At 36.7% G+C, this 19,434-nt stretch carries 14 protein-coding genes and 1 tRNA gene; 12 read left to right on the forward strand and 3 right to left on the reverse strand.

Annotation, left to right across the window (positions count from 1 at the left end; all coding sequences use genetic code 11):
- Positions 1 to 45 precede the first annotated feature (45 nt).
- From ME1_RS06215 to gltX, 7 genes are all read left to right on the forward strand, one after another.
- On the forward strand, positions 46 to 2,385 hold the full coding sequence (locus ME1_RS06215) for a ComEC/Rec2 family competence protein (RefSeq protein ID WP_004864664.1): 2,340 nt from the start codon (positions 46 to 48) through the stop codon (positions 2,383 to 2,385).
- Positions 2,386 to 2,672: 287 nt separating this feature from the next.
- A complete protein-coding gene (gene rpiA, locus ME1_RS06220; RefSeq protein ID WP_004864666.1) occupies positions 2,673 to 3,377 on the forward strand; it encodes a ribose-5-phosphate isomerase RpiA in 705 nt (234 codons plus the stop codon).
- 106 nt (positions 3,378 to 3,483) lie between these two features.
- A complete protein-coding gene (locus ME1_RS06225; protein ID WP_004864668.1) occupies positions 3,484 to 4,041 on the forward strand; it encodes a DUF2059 domain-containing protein in 558 nt (185 codons plus the stop codon).
- A 203-nt stretch (positions 4,042 to 4,244) separates the two neighbouring features.
- On the forward strand, positions 4,245 to 5,636 hold the full coding sequence (gene gor, locus ME1_RS06230) for a glutathione-disulfide reductase (protein WP_004864670.1): 1,392 nt from the start codon (positions 4,245 to 4,247) through the stop codon (positions 5,634 to 5,636).
- Positions 5,637 to 5,708: 72 nt separating this feature from the next.
- Positions 5,709 to 7,088 (forward strand): class II 3-deoxy-7-phosphoheptulonate synthase, encoded by a 1,380-nt coding sequence (locus ME1_RS06235; RefSeq protein WP_004864672.1) that lies wholly within the window; start codon positions 5,709 to 5,711, stop codon positions 7,086 to 7,088.
- A 119-nt stretch (positions 7,089 to 7,207) separates the two neighbouring features.
- Positions 7,208 to 8,869, forward strand: coding sequence for an NAD+ synthase (locus ME1_RS06240; RefSeq protein ID WP_004864673.1), 1,662 nt, complete (start codon positions 7,208 to 7,210; stop codon positions 8,867 to 8,869).
- A gap of 10 nt (positions 8,870 to 8,879) precedes the next feature.
- Entirely contained in the window at positions 8,880 to 10,256 is a 1,377-nt protein-coding gene (gltX, locus tag ME1_RS06245) for a glutamate--tRNA ligase (RefSeq protein WP_004864676.1), read from the forward strand.
- A 65-nt stretch (positions 10,257 to 10,321) separates the two neighbouring features.
- Here the strand turns inward: gltX and ME1_RS06250 are convergent, their stop codons facing one another.
- Positions 10,322 to 11,725, reverse strand: a complete 1,404-nt coding sequence (locus ME1_RS06250) for a DEAD/DEAH box helicase (protein ID WP_004864678.1) — start codon at positions 11,723 to 11,725, stop codon at positions 10,322 to 10,324.
- A 146-nt stretch (positions 11,726 to 11,871) separates the two neighbouring features.
- Positions 11,872 to 12,645, reverse strand: coding sequence for an NAD kinase (locus ME1_RS06255; protein WP_004864680.1), 774 nt, complete (start codon positions 12,643 to 12,645; stop codon positions 11,872 to 11,874).
- Between the two features lie 249 nt (positions 12,646 to 12,894).
- Between ME1_RS06255 and ME1_RS06260 the strand changes: the two genes are divergently transcribed.
- The 5 genes from ME1_RS06260 to ME1_RS07980 all read left to right on the forward strand — a co-directional run bounded on the left by ME1_RS06260 (position 12,895) and on the right by ME1_RS07980 (position 18,303).
- A tRNA-Arg gene (locus ME1_RS06260) sits at positions 12,895 to 12,971 on the forward strand.
- Between the two features lie 829 nt (positions 12,972 to 13,800).
- Entirely contained in the window at positions 13,801 to 15,339 is a 1,539-nt protein-coding gene (gene hutH, locus ME1_RS06265; protein WP_004864682.1) for a histidine ammonia-lyase, read from the forward strand.
- 386 nt (positions 15,340 to 15,725) lie between these two features.
- Positions 15,726 to 16,088, forward strand: coding sequence for a hypothetical protein (locus tag ME1_RS06270; protein ID WP_004864684.1), 363 nt, complete (start codon positions 15,726 to 15,728; stop codon positions 16,086 to 16,088).
- Between the two features lie 496 nt (positions 16,089 to 16,584).
- Positions 16,585 to 17,961 (forward strand): amino acid permease, encoded by a 1,377-nt coding sequence (locus ME1_RS06275; RefSeq protein ID WP_004864686.1) that lies wholly within the window; start codon positions 16,585 to 16,587, stop codon positions 17,959 to 17,961.
- 174 nt (positions 17,962 to 18,135) lie between these two features.
- Positions 18,136 to 18,303 carry a hemagglutinin repeat-containing protein gene (locus ME1_RS07980; protein WP_004864687.1) on the forward strand — a complete coding sequence of 56 codons (168 nt, stop codon included), beginning with the start codon at positions 18,136 to 18,138 and terminating at the stop codon, positions 18,301 to 18,303.
- A gap of 117 nt (positions 18,304 to 18,420) precedes the next feature.
- Here the strand turns inward: ME1_RS07980 and ME1_RS06280 are convergent, their stop codons facing one another.
- Entirely contained in the window at positions 18,421 to 19,206 is a 786-nt protein-coding gene (locus ME1_RS06280) for a DUF1499 domain-containing protein (RefSeq protein WP_004864688.1), read from the reverse strand.
- Positions 19,207 to 19,434: the final 228 nt, after the last annotated feature.

Below are 19,434 nucleotides of genomic sequence, written 5' to 3' on the forward strand. Positions count from 1 at the left end.
AGGCTGTACAATAGTTGCATTGCAAGTAAAGTGGGGGATTTGCAGATGTTTAAACACAATAAAGTTAAGAATGGTTTATCTAGAAGCAATGTGACAGAGAGAAAAAAATCGAGTCTTCTACGGCAAGATGCATTTTCTACCTTTTATGAAGAAAATAACAACAGCTTTACCAAACAAAAGATTCTTTTGTTGATGTCTTTAAAAGAGACAATCATTTTTTTCTGGAAATGGTTGGTAGATTGCATAAATAAAGAAATCTCTTTTGGAATTCTTTTTTCGTTGATTTTAATCTTTTTTTCCATAGGCATCGTTTTTTATTTTAGTTTAGAGCAAGAGCCAAGTTGGAAGCAGTTTGGGATATTGGTGAGTTTCTTTCTTGGAACACTCTCTATTTTGCGTTCTTATCGGTCAGTATGGATTATCGCGGGATTTCTATTTTGTATTGTATTAGGTGCTTTGGCTGCAAAAATAGAAACGCTGCGTATTTCTACACCCATGTTAAGCAATGATATTGTTACCACGTTAACAGGAAGAATTTTTTCTATTGAATCAAGGAAAAAAGGGGAATTTCGTTTAGTTCTAGATGTTTTGAGCACAGAAAAGCCAGTATTACATCATGCTCCTCATCGTGTTCGTTTGTCGGCAAGACATTTACCATATGGATTGGCAATAGGTGATGGACTCTATGGGAAAGTCAAAATCCGTGCATTATCTGGGCCGGTGCGTCCAGGAGGCTATGATTTTAGTTTCCATAATTATTTTAAAAGAATTGGTGCACAGGGAATTTACTTGGGAAAGCCAATCAAAATATCAGTTTCACAGCCTGATGGAATATTAGGGATAGTCCTACAAAAGATTGAAAGTTTACGGACCATCATGACACAGAGAATCCGTAAAGCAATTGACCAAGAAAAGGGCAGCGTTGCGGCTGCTCTTATAACGGGACAGCGGGGTGGTATTTCAAGTGATACAAATGAAGCATTGCGTACAGCTGGATTAGCGCACATTTTATCAATATCAGGTTTGCATATGGCTTTATTGAGTGGCATAGTTCTTGTGAGCATCCGTAGTTTTTTAGCACTTTTCCCAGTTTTTTCATCCTATTATTCTGCTAAAAAATTTGCAGCTATTGCTGCATTAATGATGACAGCTTTTTATTTGTTGCTGTCTGGCATGGCTGTATCAGCACAGAGAAGTTTTGTGATGATTGCTGTTATGTTGGTTGCTGTATTGTGTAATCGTTCTGCTGTCACAATGCGTAATTTTGCTATTGCGGGTTTGATAACTCTGGCTGTTAGGCCACATGAAATATTAGGACCCAGCTTTCAAATGTCTTTTTCTGCAACCGCAGCTTTAATTGCTTCTTTTGACTGGTGGAGTGGAAGATCATTTTTTCGTAAAAGAAAAACAACACCCTCTTATGTTGGAGGTGGAGTGTTTCATTTTGCGTTCTTATCGATACTTTCAATATCCATGTCTTCGTTTGTAGCTGGAACTGCTAGCGGAATTTACGCTGCTTATCATTTTTCCAATATTGCATTTTTTAGCATTATCAGCAATGCTTTAGCTTTACCTATAGTGTCAATCCTCGTCATACCTTTTGGTTTAATCGCAGTTCTTGCAATGTTTTGGGGACTTGAATGGTTACCACTTCAAATTATGGGTTTTGGTGTTGGTCTTGTGATAAAAATTGCTCACGCTATAAAGGCCATTTCCCCTGATTTGAATCCTGGATTTATGCCATTATCTGCGTTGGTTTTATTGAGCATGGGTTTGACTGGACTGATTTTTTGCAAAACATCCATCAGGCTCTTTTTTAGTTTCTTTATTTTAGCTGGTCTTTATATTTGCTGGATGCATCCACCGGTACAACTGATTATAGCAGACAATATGAGGCTCGTGGGTGTTATTGATAAAAAGAAATTATATGTTGATCGTTACCAACTTTCTAAGTTCACGACAACCATATGGGAAAAATCATTTCGTGTGAATGAGACAATTAAGCCAACAAAATATGGTCCTTCGTTTAAGGGACAGTTTGTTTGTGATAATCATGTATGTGCGTCCTTATTAGAAAATGGATTAAGAGTGATTGTCTTACATGGAGAAACAGATCAATGTGTAGAGGCAGACATTTTGATTAAGTCATTTGCAATGAGTGATCGAACCTGCAAAAAAAAGACAAAAATAATATTTACGCGTCTACAATTGTTATCACGAGGGAGCGTGATGATAACCAAAAGTGGGGATATCATTTGGTCGTCAATGGGGTTTTATAGACCATGGAATATACATAGACAGCATTCACAAAAATTATACAATTTATCGCATTTTCCATCTTTTCCAGAGAACTATAGAATAGAAAATGATAGGCACATTTTTTGATCATGCTTTTGTTTTGAGGTAAATTTCACAAAAGCTAACCGATTGATCGCGGTTTTTCAAAAAAACGAACGATTTTTTGATAGTAAAAATTAAGCTAAAAAGACTTATTGGATATGGAAAATGTCGATAAATTTTATAAAGAGATAAAATTGTTAATTATTCTGTTTTATAATAATGAACACTTTTTTAATCAAAGGTAACGAATAAATTTATGACAGATTAATACAATAGGCTACTCTTTATCAGTCTTTAATAAATATCCGGTTGGTACAAAGGTAAAATAATCTATGAATGTTCATCAGTTGAAAAAAATGGCGGCTCTTAAAGCGCTTGAATTTGTTGAAGATGATATGCGGCTTGGTATCGGATCTGGTTCGACAGTCAATGAATTTATTCGCCTTCTTGGTGAGCGTGTTGCAGATGGTCTGCGCGTAACAGGTGTTGCTACCTCACGGTATTCTGAACAACTCTGTCGTAAATTTGGAGTGCCTCTTAGCACTTTAGAACAAATACCTGAACTAGATCTTGATATTGATGGGGCAGATGAAATTGGTCCAGAGATGTCTCTCATTAAAGGGGGAGGTGGGGCGTTGTTGTATGAAAAAATTGTAGCAGCAGCATCTCATACAATGCTTATTATCGCTGATGAAACAAAGGTAGTAAAAAGACTTGGTGCTTTTGCACTGCCAATAGAAGTCAATCCGTTTGGTATGCATGCGACACGCAGAGCCATCGAAAAAGTAGCTGATGATTTAGGGCTTTCTGGAAAAATTGTATTACGGATGAATGGAGAAAATCCTTTTGAGACAGATGGTGGTCACTTTATTCTTGATGCGTTTTGGGGATGTATTTTGCAACCAAAACCATTATCAGAAGCGCTTCTTGCAATTCCTGGTGTTGTAGAGCATGGACTTTTTTTGGGATTAGCTTCGCGTGCAATTGTAGCTATGGCTGATGGTCAAACAAAAATTTTAGAATCTTTTGATTTTTAGAGAAGACAGTTTCATGACGATATGTTAGCACATATAAATCAAAGAGTATTGAAATTTTGAATAAATAACGCATTTGAATTATAATTAATTTCGGGGTAATCATTAAATGAAAACAATATTTTCTTTTCAGCGTTTTGTCGTATATTTAGGTGTAGTTGCCGTTTTTGTTTTGAATATTGGAATGGCTTATGCACAAGGTGTGAGTGATCAACATTTAGATTCAGCTAGAAAAGCTATAAGTGCCATTCACGCAACTGATCAATTTGATAGTTTTTTACCAAATGCAGCAGATGATCTCAAAACTGAACTGATGAGGGATGATCCCAATTTGGCAGCGGCTATTTCTGATATTGTTGATAAGCAGGCACTTGCTTTGGCTAAACGACGCTCTGATTTAGAAAAAGAGATTGCCCATGTTTATGCAAAATATTTTACTCAAAAAGAGCTTGATGCAATAACGGCATTCTACAATTCTGATACCGGTAAAAAGTTTTTAACAGAAGTTCCAAATATTGCGCGTGATGCTTATTCTACATTTGATACATGGCGTTCTGCGCTTATGCAGGATCTTATAAAAAATGTAAGAAAAGAGATGGCTGAAACACTGAATTTAAACAATTCCGCTACACCTAAGAAATCAAGCTCTTCAGAAAAGAAAAAATAGTTTGATTGGTATCACAACAATAATGCGCGATTTTTAGTTTATTTAGAAAAAAAAACGGCGGTTTTCCGCCGTTTTTTAATAAAAAAAGGACTTTTAAAGGAGAGCGTTTTGTAGAAAAAAGAATATTTGGAAACAAAAAAGACTTTCATTTTATTATAAATGACCATAGCCTATTGTTGCAGACGTGTGAGAAGGAATAGTTCGTGAGATCTTTTGACTTTGATTTGTTCGTTATTGGAAGCGGTTCTGGTGGAGTGCGTGCTGCACGCCTTGCTGGAGGTCTTGGGAAGCGTGTTGCTATAGCAGAAGAATATCGGGTAGGGGGAACTTGTGTTATTCGTGGTTGTGTTCCCAAGAAATTGTATGTTTATGCCTCACAATATGCAAAAGAGTTCAGGAAGAGCGTTGGTTTTGGATGGCAATATGCTGATCCAGTTTTTAGTTGGGAAAAACTAGTTGCAGCAAAAAATACAGAAATATCAAGATTAGAAGGGCTTTATCGCAAGGGATTGCAAGATAATAATGTTCATATCTATGAAAGTCGTGCGTCCTTTGTGGATGATCATACATTAGAGCTTTCAGGAACAGGCGAACGGGTCAGCGCGGAAAAGATTTTAATTGCAACGGGGGCAAAAATTGCGCCAAATACTGCAATAAAAGGCAGTGATATGTGCCTTACTTCTAATGAAATTTTTGATCTTGAAAAACTCCCAAAATCAATAGTAATCGTTGGGGGCGGGTATATTGGTGTTGAATTTGCGAATATTTTTCATGAATTAGGTGTGAAAACAATATTACTCCATCGTGGCGATTTAATTCTTCGTAACTTTGACTATGATTTACGACAGTTGCTTCATGATGCAATGGTTGAAAAAGGGATTTCCATTATTTATGGGGCGGCAGTTTCTAAAATCCAAGCGAGTGGAAATTGTTATGACGTTATCTTATCAAGTGGGCAAACAATCACTACTGACCAGGTTATGTTAGCAACGGGGCGTGTGCCAAATACAACAGGTTTAAAACTTGAGCGAGCAGGTGTTAAAGTAAATGAATTTGGTGCAGTTGTTGTTGATGAAAGAATGACAACAAATGTACCCCACATTTGGGCTGTTGGTGATGTAACAGGTCATGTTCAATTAACGCCTGTTGCGATTCATGATGCAATGTGTTTTGTTAAGACTGCATTTGAGAACATCCCCACGACACCTGATTATGATTTAATCACCACAGCGGTTTTTTCACAACCTGAGATTGGGACAGTTGGTCTTTCAGAAGAAGATGCATTACATCGTTATAAGCGTCTTGAGATTTATCGTACAGTTTTTCGTCCTATGCGCAATGTTCTTTCTGGAAGTTCGGAAAAAATGTTTATGAAGCTTATTGTTGATGGTGAAAGCCGGATTGTTGTGGGGGCTCATATTTTAGGGGAAAATGCTGGTGAGATAGCGCAGCTTATTGGAATATCGCTCAAAGGAAAGCTGACCAAGGATATCTTTGATGAGACTATGGCGGTGCATCCAACGATAGCAGAAGAAATAGTAACGATGTATAAACCAAGTTATATATATGAAAACGGGAAAAAAATAGAAAATTAAACAGCACAGGTGATAGTAAGAAACAAAGCTTTTGCTGTGAAAAACTATGAATTTAAGCTCGGAGAGAGTGTAATGATAAAAGAGTGGACGCCGAACTCTTGGAGAGTAAGGCCAGTGAAGCAAATTCCGACTTACCCGGATAAGTCTATATTAGCAGATGTTGAAGGAAAGCTACGGAGTTATCCTCCTTTAGTTTTTGCCGGTGAAGCGCGTGATTTAAAAAATGAATTAGCAGCAGTTGCGCAAGGGCGAGCTTTTTTATTACAAGGTGGGGATTGTGCGGAAAGCTTTGCAGAACATGAAGCAGATAATATTCGTGATTTTTTTCGTGTATTTTTGCAAATGGCGATCGTTTTAACTTTTGGGAGTTTTAAACCAGTTGTTAAAATTGGTCGTATTGCTGGCCAGTTTGCAAAGCCACGCTCTTCTGATATGGAGAGTAAAGAAGGTGTTGAACTTCCTTCTTATCGCGGCGATATTATTAATGGCATTGAGTTTGGAACGGATTCTCGTATTCCTGATCCACACCGCATGTCTATGGCTTATCGTCAATCTGCGGCAACGCTTAATTTGTTGCGTGCTTTTTCACAAGGGGGATACGCCAATTTAGAAAATGTTCATGCATGGATGTTGAGTTTCGTTTCTAATAGCCCACAGGGCGAACGTTATAAGCTATTAGCAGAACGCATTTCTGAAGCGATTGATTTTATGCGTTCCATAGGGATTACGTCTAAAACGAATTCTTCATTACGTGAAACATCTTTTTATACCAGCCATGAGGCACTTTTGCTTGGCTATGAAGAGGCTTTGACGCGGATTGATTCGACTTCTGGGGATTGGTATGCAACATCTGGTCATATGTTGTGGATTGGTGATCGCACACGTCAAATTGATCATGCGCACGTTGAATATTGTCGCGGTATTAAAAATCCTATAGGGTTGAAGTGTGGGCCTTCTCTTGAGCCTGATGAGCTTTTGAGGTTGATTGACATTCTAAATCCTGAAAACGAACTAGGGCGATTGACGCTCATTACGCGTTTTGGTTATGATAAGGTTGAAAAATATCTTCCTAAATTGATCCATGCAGTTGAACGCGAGCAGCGTAAGGTTATATGGTCGTGTGATCCAATGCATGGCAATACGGTTACTGTAAATGGCTATAAAACGCGCCCTTTTGATTATGTTTTAAAAGAAGTAGAGAAGTTTTTTTCAGTGCACAGTGCGGAGGGAACTTATCCAGGGGGGATTCATATTGAAATGACTGGTCGTGATGTAACAGAATGTACAGGTGGGGCACATGCTATTTCTGTTGAAGATTTGTCTAATCGCTATCATACGCAGTGTGATCCACGATTAAATGCAGATCAAGCGTTAGAATTAGCTTTTCTTGTTGCGGAACTCCTTAAAAAAAATCGCAATTCTGATTCATTTGCTCTTGCTGCAAATGCTTGACAGAAGGTTGCATAACATTTCTATCTTAGCTGTTTATAAAAGAAGAGTTTTTTAAAAGAATGTTTCTGTTGATTATAACAGATTTTTAAGTCGCCAAACTGATGAAATGATATGAAGGCATGAAAAATGATTTTCGGGTGGTTGTTGCCCAATTAAATCCTGTTGTTGGTGATATTGGAGGGAACTTTTCTCTTGCTGTGATGGCACATCAAAAGGCTAAAGAAGAGGGAGCTGATCTTGTTTTATTTACGGAGCTTTTTATCAGTGCTTATCCGCCGGAAGATCTTGTTCTTAAGTCTGCTTTTATAAAAACATGTGAGGATGCTGTTAAGGAATTAGCGAAGATAACCGTAGGGGGGCCAGGGATCGTAATTGGTTTACCGCTAAGGTGTAATGGTAATATTTACAATGCTGTTGTCCTTCTTGATGAAGGACGGGTAATTGCTGAAAGCTGGAAGTTTGATTTACCTAATTATGCTGAATTTGATGAAAAGCGATTATTTTCTCCTGGTCCACGTCCTGAGCCAATCGTTTATCATGGGATAAGGCTAGGAATCGTGATTTGTGAGGATATTTGGAATGATCCTTCTCTGTGTGCGGAGCTTGGCAATAAAGGAGCTGAGATCATTCTTGTCCTTAATGGATCGCCCTATTATCGAAATAAAACGCTAAAACGTATAGAAGTTGTTCGTGCGCAAGCTCTCCAATCCGGCATGCCCATTATTTATGCAAACCAAGTTGGTGGTCAAGATGAGCTCGTTTTTGATGGAGGGTCTTTTGCGTTAAATGGGCAGGGTAAAATAGTCTTTCAAATGAAACATTTTGAAAGCCATATTGCTGTAAGTCATTGGCAACAAACAACAACAGGATGGCAATGTATTTCTGGTCCAAATGAAAATCTTCTCAATGGATTAGCTGCTGATTATCAAGCATGTGTTTTGGGTTTGAGAGATTACGTTAATAAAAACGGTTTTAATGATGTCATTCTTGGACTTTCAGGAGGAATTGATTCAGCTCTTTGTACAGCAATGGCGGTAGATGCTCTTGGCGCTGAGAGAGTTCGCACCGTGATGATGCCCTATCATTATACTTCGCAAGAATCATTGAAAGATGCTAAAGAGTGTGCATATCTTTTAGGATGTGATTATCAAATAATACCAATTGTACAACCTGTTGAGATTTTTTTGAATACAATGGCGCCTCTTTTTTCAGGCTTGCCGTCTGATGTGACAGAAGAAAATCTTCAAAGTCGTATACGCGGCACTATTTTGATGGCACTTTCAAATAAATTTGGCTCAATGGTGGTAACAACAGGCAATAAGTCGGAAATGGCTGTGGGGTATGCAACACTTTATGGTGATATGAATGGAGGCTTTAATCCTCTTAAAGATATTTATAAAATGCAGGTTTATGCGTTAGCTGAGTGGCGCAATAAAAACCACTTGCAAAATTTGAGGGGGACAGAAGGAATTGTAATTCCACCCAATATTATAGAAAAAGCACCTTCCGCAGAGCTTCGGGAAAATCAAAAAGACGAAGATTCTCTCCCTCCTTATCCTGTTCTCGATGATATCTTGCAATCTCTTGTAGAAAATGACATGAGCGTTTGTGATATTGTTAAACGTGGGTATTTGCGGGAAACAGTTGAGAAAATTGAACACCTTCTTTATGGTGCAGAATACAAAAGACGACAATCTGCGCCCGGCGTGAAAATCAGTTATAAGAACTTCGGACGTGACCGTCGTTATCCCATTGTTAATCGTTTTCGCGATAGAAATTGAGCATTATTTTATGATAAAAGTTCGTTTTGCACCTTCTCCAACAGGTTATATTCACATTGGTAATATTCGTATTGCTTTGTTCAACTGGCTTTACGCACAAGCGCAGAATGGGGCATTTATTTTGCGCTATGATGATACAGATGTTGAACGTTCTAAACAGGAATATATTGATGCTATTGCGGTTGATCTTGAATGGCTTGGAATTCAACCAGATGAAATTTATTATCAATCCAAGCGGTTTAGTCGATATGATGAAGTCACAGAAAGTCTCAAACAACGTGGTCTTCTTTATCCTTGTTATGAAACAGCAGAGGAATTAGATCGGCGTCGTAAAATTCAGCTTTCACGCAAATTGCCTCCTGTTTACGACCGAGCTGCATTGAAATTGACATTAGAAGATAAAAAAGCACTTGAAATGCAAGGTCGTAAACCGCATTGGCGTTTTCTTCTTCCTAATTTTGAAAATAATCCTTTGCAAACAAATCGAACGGAAATTTGCTGGAATGATGCAGTAAAGGGAAAACAGGTCATTGATTTGGCTTCTCTTTCAGATCCGGTTTTAATTCGTGAAGATGGAAGTTACCTTTATACGTTGCCCTCTGTCGTTGATGATATAGATATGGCCATTACACATATTATTCGTGGGGATGATCACATTACAAATACAGGCACTCAGATTGCTCTTTTTAAAGCTCTCAATGCAGAATTGCCCGTTTTTGGACATATCAATTTATTGTCTACAGTTTTAGGAAAAGGGCTTTCAAAACGTAATAATGATCTTTCTATTCGTTCTCTACGGGAAGAAGGATTTGAATCTATAGCTGTTCAATGCCTTGCCGTTTTGATTGGGACATCGCAAAATGTGCATCCCTATCCCAATCAAGCAGCGCTTTTAGAGCATTTTAATCTTCAAGATACCTCAAGATCCGTTGCAAAATTTGATATTGCCGATCTTTTTGTTTTGAATAGCCATCTTGTTCATGAGTTAACCTATCAAGAAGTTAAAACGCGGCTTCAAAACCTTTCTATTGATGGAGAAAAAGCGGAGCTTTTTTGGAACGCGATAAGGGGCAATATTGATAAAGTGAATGATGCTGTTTTATGGTGGAAAATGCTTCATGATGAACAGAACTTTGATAGAGTGGCATTTGAGGATCGTGCCTTTGTGCGTCAGTCACTCGATTTTTTGCCTAAAGGTGCATTGAATGAAGAGAGTTGGAAAGTTTGGACGACCGCATTAAAAGAAAAAACCGGTCGTAGTGGGAAAGCTTTGTTTATGCCATTACGTCAGGCTCTTACAGGAATGGATCACGGACCTGAAATGGGAAAAATTTTGCAACTTTTGGGACGCGAAAAGATAGTAGAAAGACTGGTTGCTCAAGGGTGATAAGAGCAGCGTTTTCAGAGCATTTTGTTCATCTTTCGTATTATAAAAGATGATAAACTTCCAGTTTAATGGCGGGTTTTTATAAGCATAAATGCTGGGATATCATCGCCAAATCCAAGAGGAGAGGAATCTTTAATTTTTCGAGGATGATGTTGTTCAGATGGTTTTGCTTTATGATTTGCGGTTTGAGTGTAATCTACTTTATCATCTTTTAAGAACTTTTTAGTTTGAACAACACGCTCTTTTTGAGAAGTTTTCTTTAGCGATTTTGGAGATTTTTTCTTTAAAACGGTACCGTCTTCTTGTTCATCAGTTATTAAAGTAGAGAGATCTCCGTTGAGCCATTCAATTTTTTCATTGCTCATTTCTTCAATGGCACTAATATATTTTTGATCAGCTTTTGTAACGATTGTAAAAGCTTTTCCACTACGGTTTGCTCGTCCTGTACGACCAATTCGATGAATATAGTCTTCAGCATGTGTAGGAACGTCATAGTTGAAAACATGGCTTACAGCTGGAATATCGAGGCCACGAGCTGCAACATCAGAAGCAACAAGAAGCTTGAGTTTATTATTTTTAAAATCGGCGAGGGTGCTCATGCGCGCATGTTGGTCCATATCTCCATGAAGTGCGCCTACACTAAAATTATGTCTGATGAGTGATCTAAAAAGTTCAGAGATATCTTTCTTTCGATTACAAAAAATAATAGCATTTTTTAGTTCGTCGCCTTCATTACGGATAAGTTCTCGCAAAACAGCTCTTTTATCCCATGAATTATTTCCGGATTTTACAAGACGTTGTGTAATTGTTGTTGCAGTTGAGGATGCTTTTGTAACTTCAACTGAGACAGGAGAATGTAAAAATTGCTTTGTTAATTTGCTGATTTCTGGTGCCATTGTTGCGGAAAAGAACAAAGTTTGACGTGTAAAGGGAGTTAGTTTACAGATGCGTTCAATATCAGGAATGAAACCCATATCCAACATGCGATCAGCTTCATCAATAACAAGAATTTCAACACCCATCATAAGCAATTTACCGCGTTCGAAATGATCAAGAAGGCGTCCTGGTGTTGCTATAAGAACATCAGCTCCCCGTTCAAGTTTGCGATCTTGCTGTTCAAAAGAAACGCCGCCAATCAAAAGAGCAACATTCAAACGATGATTTATGCCGTATTTATCGAAATTTTCTTCAACTTGGGCTGCAAGCTCCCGTGTTGGCTCTAAGATGAGAGTCCGAGGCATTCGTGCTCTTGCACGGCCTTTTTCAAGGAGTGTGAGCATAGGCAAAACGAAAGAGGCTGTTTTTCCCGTTCCTGTTTGAGCGATTCCTAGAACATCTTTTCTTTGAAGTACGTGGGGAATTGTTCCACTCTGAATAGGCGTTGGAACTGTATATCCTGCTGATTTTACTGCTTTAATAACCTTTGTCGAAAGACCTAAATCATCAAAACTCTTTAAAGATGGTATCATTTTTTTATCAATTGCTCTGTGATTTTAATTTCGCTATCCGAACTATCCGTAAGATTAAGGAGTTACTCTCTTTTAGAGGGTTAAGGTGCTTTCACAAAAAAGTCAACTATAACAGCCATATACGTATAGGAGGTATAATACAATAATTAATAGCGAAATTGTTCTGATAAAATCCGTTCATCCCATGAATGGTTAGAGTCAAAAAGGATTGAGGCTGTTACTTCTTGTGCTGTTGAAATAGTAACTGAATGGACAGATTTTACTTCAACATTATCGGCTGCGGCATTTACGGGGCGTTTTTCCGGTTCGAGCATATCAAAGCGGACCGTTGCCGTATTGGGAAGCAATGCTCCATGCCAGCGACGTGGGCGAAAAGGACTAACGGGAGTGAGTGCCATAAGTGGCGCCATAAGGGGCAAAATAGGCCCTTGTGCTGATAAATTATATGCAGTAGATCCCGCTGGTGTAGCAACAAGGATACCATCGCAACTTAACTGTTCCATTCGTACGTTATTATCAATGCTAATACGAATTTTAGCTGCTTGATAAGATTGACGAAAGAGTGAGACTTCATTGATTGCTAATGCTTCAATGGTTCCTTGACATTCAGCTTCCGCAATCATACGTAGAGGATGGATTTCCTTTTTATGTGCGGCAGCAATACGAGTTGGCAATTCTTCTTCATGAAATTCATTCATAAGAAAACCTACAGAGCCTTGATTCATACCGTAAATAGGTTTTCCGGTATTCATAACGTCCCGTACCGTTTGTAACATTGTTCCATCGCCACCGATTGCAACAACAACATCAGCTTCTTTCAGAGAAGAATGACCGTAAACAGAAATTAATTTATGAGTAGCTTTAATGGCTTCTTCAGTTTCTGCAGAAATAAAATGAAAGCGGTTTGGTAATGTCATCATTAAGAATTATCCTGATATTCATAACTTGTTTTTAGCGCATTTTGGGGGAATTTTGAAGCTGTAATAAAAACTCTTTTTGTGAGAAAAAGCTTATGTATAAAAAGTGATTTGTTTAAGATAATGTATCATAGCAGGATAGCATGAAAAGACTGTATGGTGATAAACCATAAACAAGTATTTTTTTAAGAATGATAATTCTTCATTGAAGCTGAGAGTATGATCAGTTAAAAGGTTACCATTCAGTTATAAGCACCCGTAGCTCAGCTGGATAGAGCGCTGCCCTCCGAAGGCAGAGGTCACAGATTCGAATTCTGTCGGGTGCACCACCCTTTTTAGTTCCATTTTATATCATGTGTTAATATTACCTAGGAAAAACAAATCTATTTTTAGTGAAATGGTTATGGGGATATTGATTCGTTATGTACAGATAAACAAGTGATGTTAGAGAATTAAAGTTTTTTCTTTTTGTGTAATCTTTTAATTTAAGTTTTTTGCATTTAGATAAAGAAGAATGTGTAATTGAAGAATTGTCATGCAAAGCTATTTTACTTTATTACTTTATAAATGGAGTAAAATTTAATAAATGTATTTTAATATCTTCATTTTTTTGTGTAAATAGATTAAAAACTTTTTTATTATACACTTAAGAGAACATTTTATAAAAATATTTGTAAAAAGTATCGATTTACATTCTTCGTATGCCAATTAAACAGTTGGTTATAGCTATAAGAAATTATATTTTTGTTGATCACATAATTTTCATTTATATGTTTTTGATTAAAATTTATTATTTTTTCTTATACTTTAAGTATTATTTGTATGATGCATAAATAAAATGTTTATATTTGTAATAACTTAATTAATAGGATTTCAAGTATCTTGAAGGGGGGATGACACAAAAAATACACAACGATTTTTCAAACAACAAAAAAGTAAACCCTATCTCAAACTGGGAAAGGATTGAAGGATTTTTCTGATAAAATAATGCTAAAAAGGCAAATAGTTGATCTTTCTGTTTATAAAATTAAAAAATAGGCAGAATTTGTTTATCTAGCAGGTTTTAAGCTTTTCTAGAGATTAGCTATACCTTTTTTATTTTATAAAAAGATTAAGGATGCTAAGCGTTATACTTATCGATAAATAAGAAAGAAAATTATGACTATTATATTAAAACCGGGTGAGGTAACGCTTAGTGAACTTGAAACTATTTATTTCAATGGTGAAGTGAGTAAACTTCATAGTGATACGCATTTAGCTATCAGGAAGGGAGCAGAACGCATTGCTGAAATTGCTGCTGGAAGTAAGCCAGTTTATGGCATTAATACTGGTTTTGGCAAATTGGCGTCGATTAAAATTGATGCAAACGATGTAGCACTTTTGCAAAGAAATCTTATTTTGTCACATTGTTGTGGTGTGGGGGAGCCTTTAGCCGAAAATATTGTGCGTTTAATGATGACCCTAAAACTTCTTTCTTTAGGGAGAGGGGCTTCCGGTGTCCGTTTAGAATTGATACATTTGCTAGAAAATATGCTTGCGAAAGGCGTTATCCCTATCATTCCTGAAAAGGGATCTGTTGGTGCATCAGGTGATCTTGCACCACTTTCTCATATGGCTGCTGTTATGATGGGAGAGGGAGAAGCGTTTTTTCAAAACATTCGTATGAGTGGGGCGTCTGCCCTTAAGAAAGCAGGGTTGTCTCCTATTATTTTAGAAGCAAAAGAAGGTCTGGCTCTGATCAATGGTACTCAAACATCAACCGCACTTGCACTCGCAGGTCTTTTCCAAAGCCATCGGGCATTGTGTGGTGGGCTTCTTGCCGGAGCATTAACAACAGATGCTATCATGGGGTCAACGGCACCGTTTCATTCTGATATTCATATTTTACGGGGTCATTATGGGCAAATTGCTGTATCGCAAACATTAGAAAAGCTTTTAGAAGATTCAGGAATTCGAGCTGCACATTTGCGTGGTGATGATCGTGTACAAGATCCTTACTGTATACGTTGCCAACCACAGGTTATGGGTGCCTGTTTTGATGTCCTTATTGCAGCGGCAAAAACACTTATTATTGAAGCGAATGCAGTTACAGATAATCCGTTGATTTTAAGTGATGGTGAGGTTGTATCAGGTGGAAATTTTCATGCTGAACCTGTAGCATTTGCTGCTGATCAGATTGCTCTTGCTTTATGTGAAATAGGCTCTATTTCTCAAAGACGTATTGCTCTTATGGTTGATCCAGCAGTCTCTTATGGACTTCCAGCTTTTTTAGCACAAAATGCGGGTCTTAATTCAGGTTTTATGATTGCTGAAGTAACTGCAGCTGCTTTAATGTCTGAGAATAAACAAATGGCACACCCAGCTTCAGTTGATTCAACACCAACTTCAGCAAATCAGGAAGATCACGTTTCAATGGCTTGTCATGGTGCTCGTCGGTTATTAGCAATGAGTGAAAATCTTTTTACTATCATTGGCATTGAAACGCTTGTTGCAGCACAAGGGATCGAATATCGTGCACCTTTAAAAACAAGTTCTTTTTTGCAGTCTGTTATGGGCCGTCTACGCAAAAATATTGATACTCTTAAGGAAGATCGCTATCTAGCTCCAGATCTTCATACGGCGCATATTCTTGTGCGTGAAGGGCATTTATTATCTGTATTACCGGAAACAATTTTTCCTCAATTAAAACCAAGATAATACAGTTTTAAGCTCAATAATGAAGAAGAAACATGTGATTCTTGAATTCTCATAGATTTTCATAGAAAATTGAGAGAAATCAAGAATTTACATGAATATTTAAATAAATATGTGCCCAATTATTTTATTAATATTATATTTCATGGTGGTATTGATTTATCAATACAAGATTATAAAAGCTAATATTGTAGAAATAGATTTTGTACTCTTTAGTCTATTCTATATAAAGCAACAAATTATAGTTTATAATTTAAATATATTTTATTATTTTATTATTAAAAAGTTCATTATATGAATTTTATAAAATAAAATTATTTATTGTTTGTTCTTTTTGTTCTTAAATACTTTTTAGTTTTATATTTTTACATCAAAACAAAGGGAAAAAAATGTTTAGAAATAGCATACTATGTATTTTAATAACCGTTGTTTTTTTGTTTGCACAAATTGTTGAGGTGAATGCAAATCTTTGGAAAGGAAGAACTCAAGAGAATCTTTTTATCGCTGTGGTAGCACAAGAGAAAGATATTTTTGTTCAGGTGAAAAATAGAGCTGTTATGAGTATTTCAGATCAAAATGCCGGTGAAAATTATAGATTTATTATTCGACAACAGATTGAAAAGGCTGTTTTTTCTGCAATAGCTTTTTTTCTTGGAAGACTGGCATTAAAGGCGGTTAGAGTTCTGAAGAGATGGGCAGGGGCTGCACTTTCTCAAGCTTTTGAAGATTGGCGAGATTCACTTTATCATTGAATAAATTCTTTAATTAGTTTTAGAAGTTTATTCATGTGTCATTATATATAGTTTGTATGATTGTTATGAGCTCAAAAAGGAAGAAAGAGTTTTTTCAAGTCACTAAAAATTGAATGCATTTGCTTTTAAGCGATAGTAGTACGAATTTTTAAGCTTTTATTCAATGAACTGGAAAGAAAGCAGAAGGGCTGATATTTCATTAAATCCGATATGTTTTTTTGTAGAAAAAAGAGACTATAAAAATGAATTCAATGACAATGATTAAAAAATTTATTATCATTTGATCTAAAGAAAATGGTACAAGATTGCAGGCTATAAAAAATCTGAATTATTCACAATAAAAGTATTTTTTCATTGCTTAAGGTAGAGTATCTGCCTAGGCATTGTTCAGTGCTTTTTTACAATATATTGGTGAGAGAAACATGAAGCTTTATTGATCATAAAGCTGGTGTTTAGGTATGAGTTTTGGTCAACATTTCAGTGAAGAAAGAAAGAAATGGGAACAAATGAACTGAAGCGAGGTATGAGCAAGCGCCAAATTATTTTTTTAGCTCTTGGCTCTGCTATTGGAACAGGTCTTTTTTACGGTTCTGCTCAAGCAATTAAGCTTGCCGGTCCAAGTGTTTTGATTGCGTATTGTATTGCGGGTTTAGCTATTTTTATGGTTATGCGGGCTTTGGGTGAAATGATTATTCATAATCCATTGCCTGGTTCTTTTGCCCGTTATGCTGCAAATTATATATCACCATTAGCTGGTTTTTTAACGGGGTGGACGTATGTATTCGAGATGATTCTTGTAGGTTTGGCTGATATCACAGCTTTTGCGACTTATATGGGATTTTGGTATCCTGATGTTGCACCTTGGATATGGGCACTTAGCATTACACTGATCATTACTGGAATTAATCTGGCAGCAGTAGAAGTATATGGTGAACTAGAATTTTGGCTGTCTTCTATTAAAATTATTGCGATTGTTGCGATGATTGTTTTAGGGATAGCAATTATTTTGTGGGGTTGGGATACAGGTACAAATTCCTCTACTGTGAGTATCCAAAATTTGTGGAAAAATGGTGGTATATTTCCTAATGGCTGGTTTGGTTTTTTAGCCTGTTTTAGCGTTGTTGTCTTTGCATTTGGTGGAATAGAGATCATAGGGATGGCAGTGATGGAAGTACAAAATCCTCATCAAACGATCTCAAAGGCAATTAATTCTACTCCAGTTCGTATTTTACTATTTTATATCATGACTTTAGCTATTTTAATGTCACTTTATCCTTGGAATAAAATAGGCCTTATGGACAGTCCTTTTGTTTCAATTTTTGAAAATCTCGGAATTTCATCCGCCGCAAATATTCTAAACATTGTTGTTGTTACAGCGGCTATTTCAGCGATGAATAGTGGAATGTATGGCGCTTGTCGTATGATACACGGGCTATCACAGGAAGGTTATGCTTTAAAGAGGTTTCAATATTTATCAAAAAATGGTGTACCAATTTTTGTGATTTTATTAATCTTTGTCATTTTTCTTCTTGGTGTTGTCCTTAATTATTTTTACCATGAGGGACTTTTTTTTCTCATTGCAGCAATGGCAACATTTGCAACGGTTTTCGTTTGGTTGATGATTTTACTTTCGCAGGTTTTTATGCGACTTAAAATGTCTAAAGAAATGCAGTGTGGTTTAAAGTTTCCAATTCCATTTTGGCCCATAGGATCAATTTTTTCTATTTTGTTTATGGTTTTTATTTTTATTTTGTTATGGTTTTTTGATGATACACGGCCAGTTTTGATTGTAGGTTTTAGTTGGATTATTTGGCTTATTATTTGTTTCTATACACTTAAATTTTATAATGTAAAGAAAAACAAGGTGCACTAAAACATGAATAATAAGGATGAAATTAAGAAAGAGAGCTGATAATTTCAGAGCAGAGTGCCTCCAAACGAAGCCATAAAAGCCATACCCAAAACGCTTCGGAAAATGTTGATTACAGTTTAGATATCTGCAGTGCAGGAGGATGGACAAGGTTCCTTTCTAAAGGAAAGGGCTTTAATGAGGATGCTCAACAAAAGAAAGCCATATTCATTGGCAGGGGCAGTGATTTCTGGAGTCCTTGTAAAAATGGGTGTTGGTGGAGATTTTACCATTACCAGCCGCACTGATAGTGGACAGACCTCCAATAAACAGAAATCTGTTTCTATCAACAATGGTAATCAATAGCTCGTCAATATAGAGATTAAGTGTTGAGAATTGAGAGCTGATCTGTTCACTTTCGTTTGTATTGAAATTCATTGAGAAATAGGCTGTTTATTAAAGAGAATGCTCACCTTTAAGCCTTTACTCATCATCTTCAGAAAGAGGGAGTAAAGCGACTTCTGTATCAAGGGCATCCATAAAATCAATAATAAAAGCAGCATTCGTGCCAAAATCTCTTGGCATATAACGTGAAGCAGAACGCATATCAACAAAAGTTGTATCTCCTTCACTGGTTAAACGAATGACAATATCCGAAATAAAACCAAGGTAAAAAGTCTTTGCCATTGTTTCAATATAAATTTCATCTTCTTTTCCTTTAAATTCCCGTTGCGCGACAATAGGCCAATCATGAGCAGCTAAGACATTCAGAACAGAATTGCGAATATGATCAGGTGAACCATCATAACGACGGCCCGACATTTCTGGCCATGCAGACATCTGTAATGTGGTTTGTTCACTTAAAATACTTTTAAGCGGCAAAGCATCATTGGGACGTATGGTACGAAAAAAAGCTGGTGGATTTTGTGTATCAGTAGAAACATCATGAAGGGCTGGCAAAGTAAACCATCCCCAAAAAAATAACACCAATGGTGTGGCAGTAATCAAAGAATAAATGATCCCTTTTAAAGCTTTCATTCCTCCTAAAGCACCAAACACCCATAAACTGTAAAGTGCTTTTACAGCAAGAAAAAGAGAAATAGCAACACAACAGGCAGAAATGACTATTAAAATGGTAAAATCAACAATATGAATTACAGAAAAGCGCTGTAAAAGCATTGAAAATAACAAAATAAAGAATGCCAATCCGCCAAAACGAGGAGACCATACTGCCGCTCTTGAAATTAGCCGAACATAATTTTTTTTCATGAAGTTCTCTTTTCCCTCAACTACGGACCTTAAGCAAAATTCTCTTCAGATTTCATATCTTACAAAAAAATTCTGGTCATACGACAAAAGTAAAGCACTTATTTTTGAGGTCAAGGACGCGTGATGCTCTATCAATTTCTCATAATTATTTTGGCAAATTCATTGAGAGGAATAATTATTCCCTCATAGTTTATGATAATAGGCCTAATTTTATGAGAAGGTTTTTTC

The sequence above is a fragment of the Bartonella vinsonii subsp. arupensis OK-94-513 genome (assembly GCF_000278235.1).
GTDB lineage: Bacteria > Pseudomonadota > Alphaproteobacteria > Rhizobiales > Rhizobiaceae > Bartonella > Bartonella arupensis.

What these genes read in the sequence shown, in the direction of transcription:
- ME1_RS06235 (WP_004864672.1), top strand. Translation starts at nt 5,709, where the DNA reads ATGATAAAAGAGTGGACGCCGAACTCTTGGAGAGTAAGGCCAGTGAAG.
- ME1_RS06270 (WP_004864684.1), top strand. Translation starts at nt 15,726, where the DNA reads ATGTTTAGAAATAGCATACTATGTATTTTAATAACCGTTGTTTTTTTG.
- ME1_RS06215 (WP_004864664.1), top strand. Translation starts at nt 46, where the DNA reads ATGTTTAAACACAATAAAGTTAAGAATGGTTTATCTAGAAGCAATGTG.
- ME1_RS06225 (WP_004864668.1), top strand. Translation starts at nt 3,484, where the DNA reads ATGAAAACAATATTTTCTTTTCAGCGTTTTGTCGTATATTTAGGTGTA.
- gltX (WP_004864676.1), top strand. Translation starts at nt 8,880, where the DNA reads ATGATAAAAGTTCGTTTTGCACCTTCTCCAACAGGTTATATTCACATT.
- ME1_RS06255 (WP_004864680.1), bottom strand. Translation starts at nt 12,645, where the DNA reads ATGATGACATTACCAAACCGCTTTCATTTTATTTCTGCAGAAACTGAA.
- ME1_RS06250 (WP_004864678.1), bottom strand. Translation starts at nt 11,725, where the DNA reads ATGATACCATCTTTAAAGAGTTTTGATGATTTAGGTCTTTCGACAAAG.
- rpiA (WP_004864666.1), top strand. Translation starts at nt 2,673, where the DNA reads ATGAATGTTCATCAGTTGAAAAAAATGGCGGCTCTTAAAGCGCTTGAA.
- hutH (WP_004864682.1), top strand. Translation starts at nt 13,801, where the DNA reads ATGACTATTATATTAAAACCGGGTGAGGTAACGCTTAGTGAACTTGAA.
- ME1_RS07980 (WP_004864687.1), top strand. Translation starts at nt 18,136, where the DNA reads ATGAGGATGCTCAACAAAAGAAAGCCATATTCATTGGCAGGGGCAGTG.
- ME1_RS06240 (WP_004864673.1), top strand. Translation starts at nt 7,208, where the DNA reads ATGAAAAATGATTTTCGGGTGGTTGTTGCCCAATTAAATCCTGTTGTT.
- ME1_RS06280 (WP_004864688.1), bottom strand. Translation starts at nt 19,206, where the DNA reads ATGAAAAAAAATTATGTTCGGCTAATTTCAAGAGCGGCAGTATGGTCT.
- ME1_RS06275 (WP_004864686.1), top strand. Translation starts at nt 16,585, where the DNA reads ATGGGAACAAATGAACTGAAGCGAGGTATGAGCAAGCGCCAAATTATT.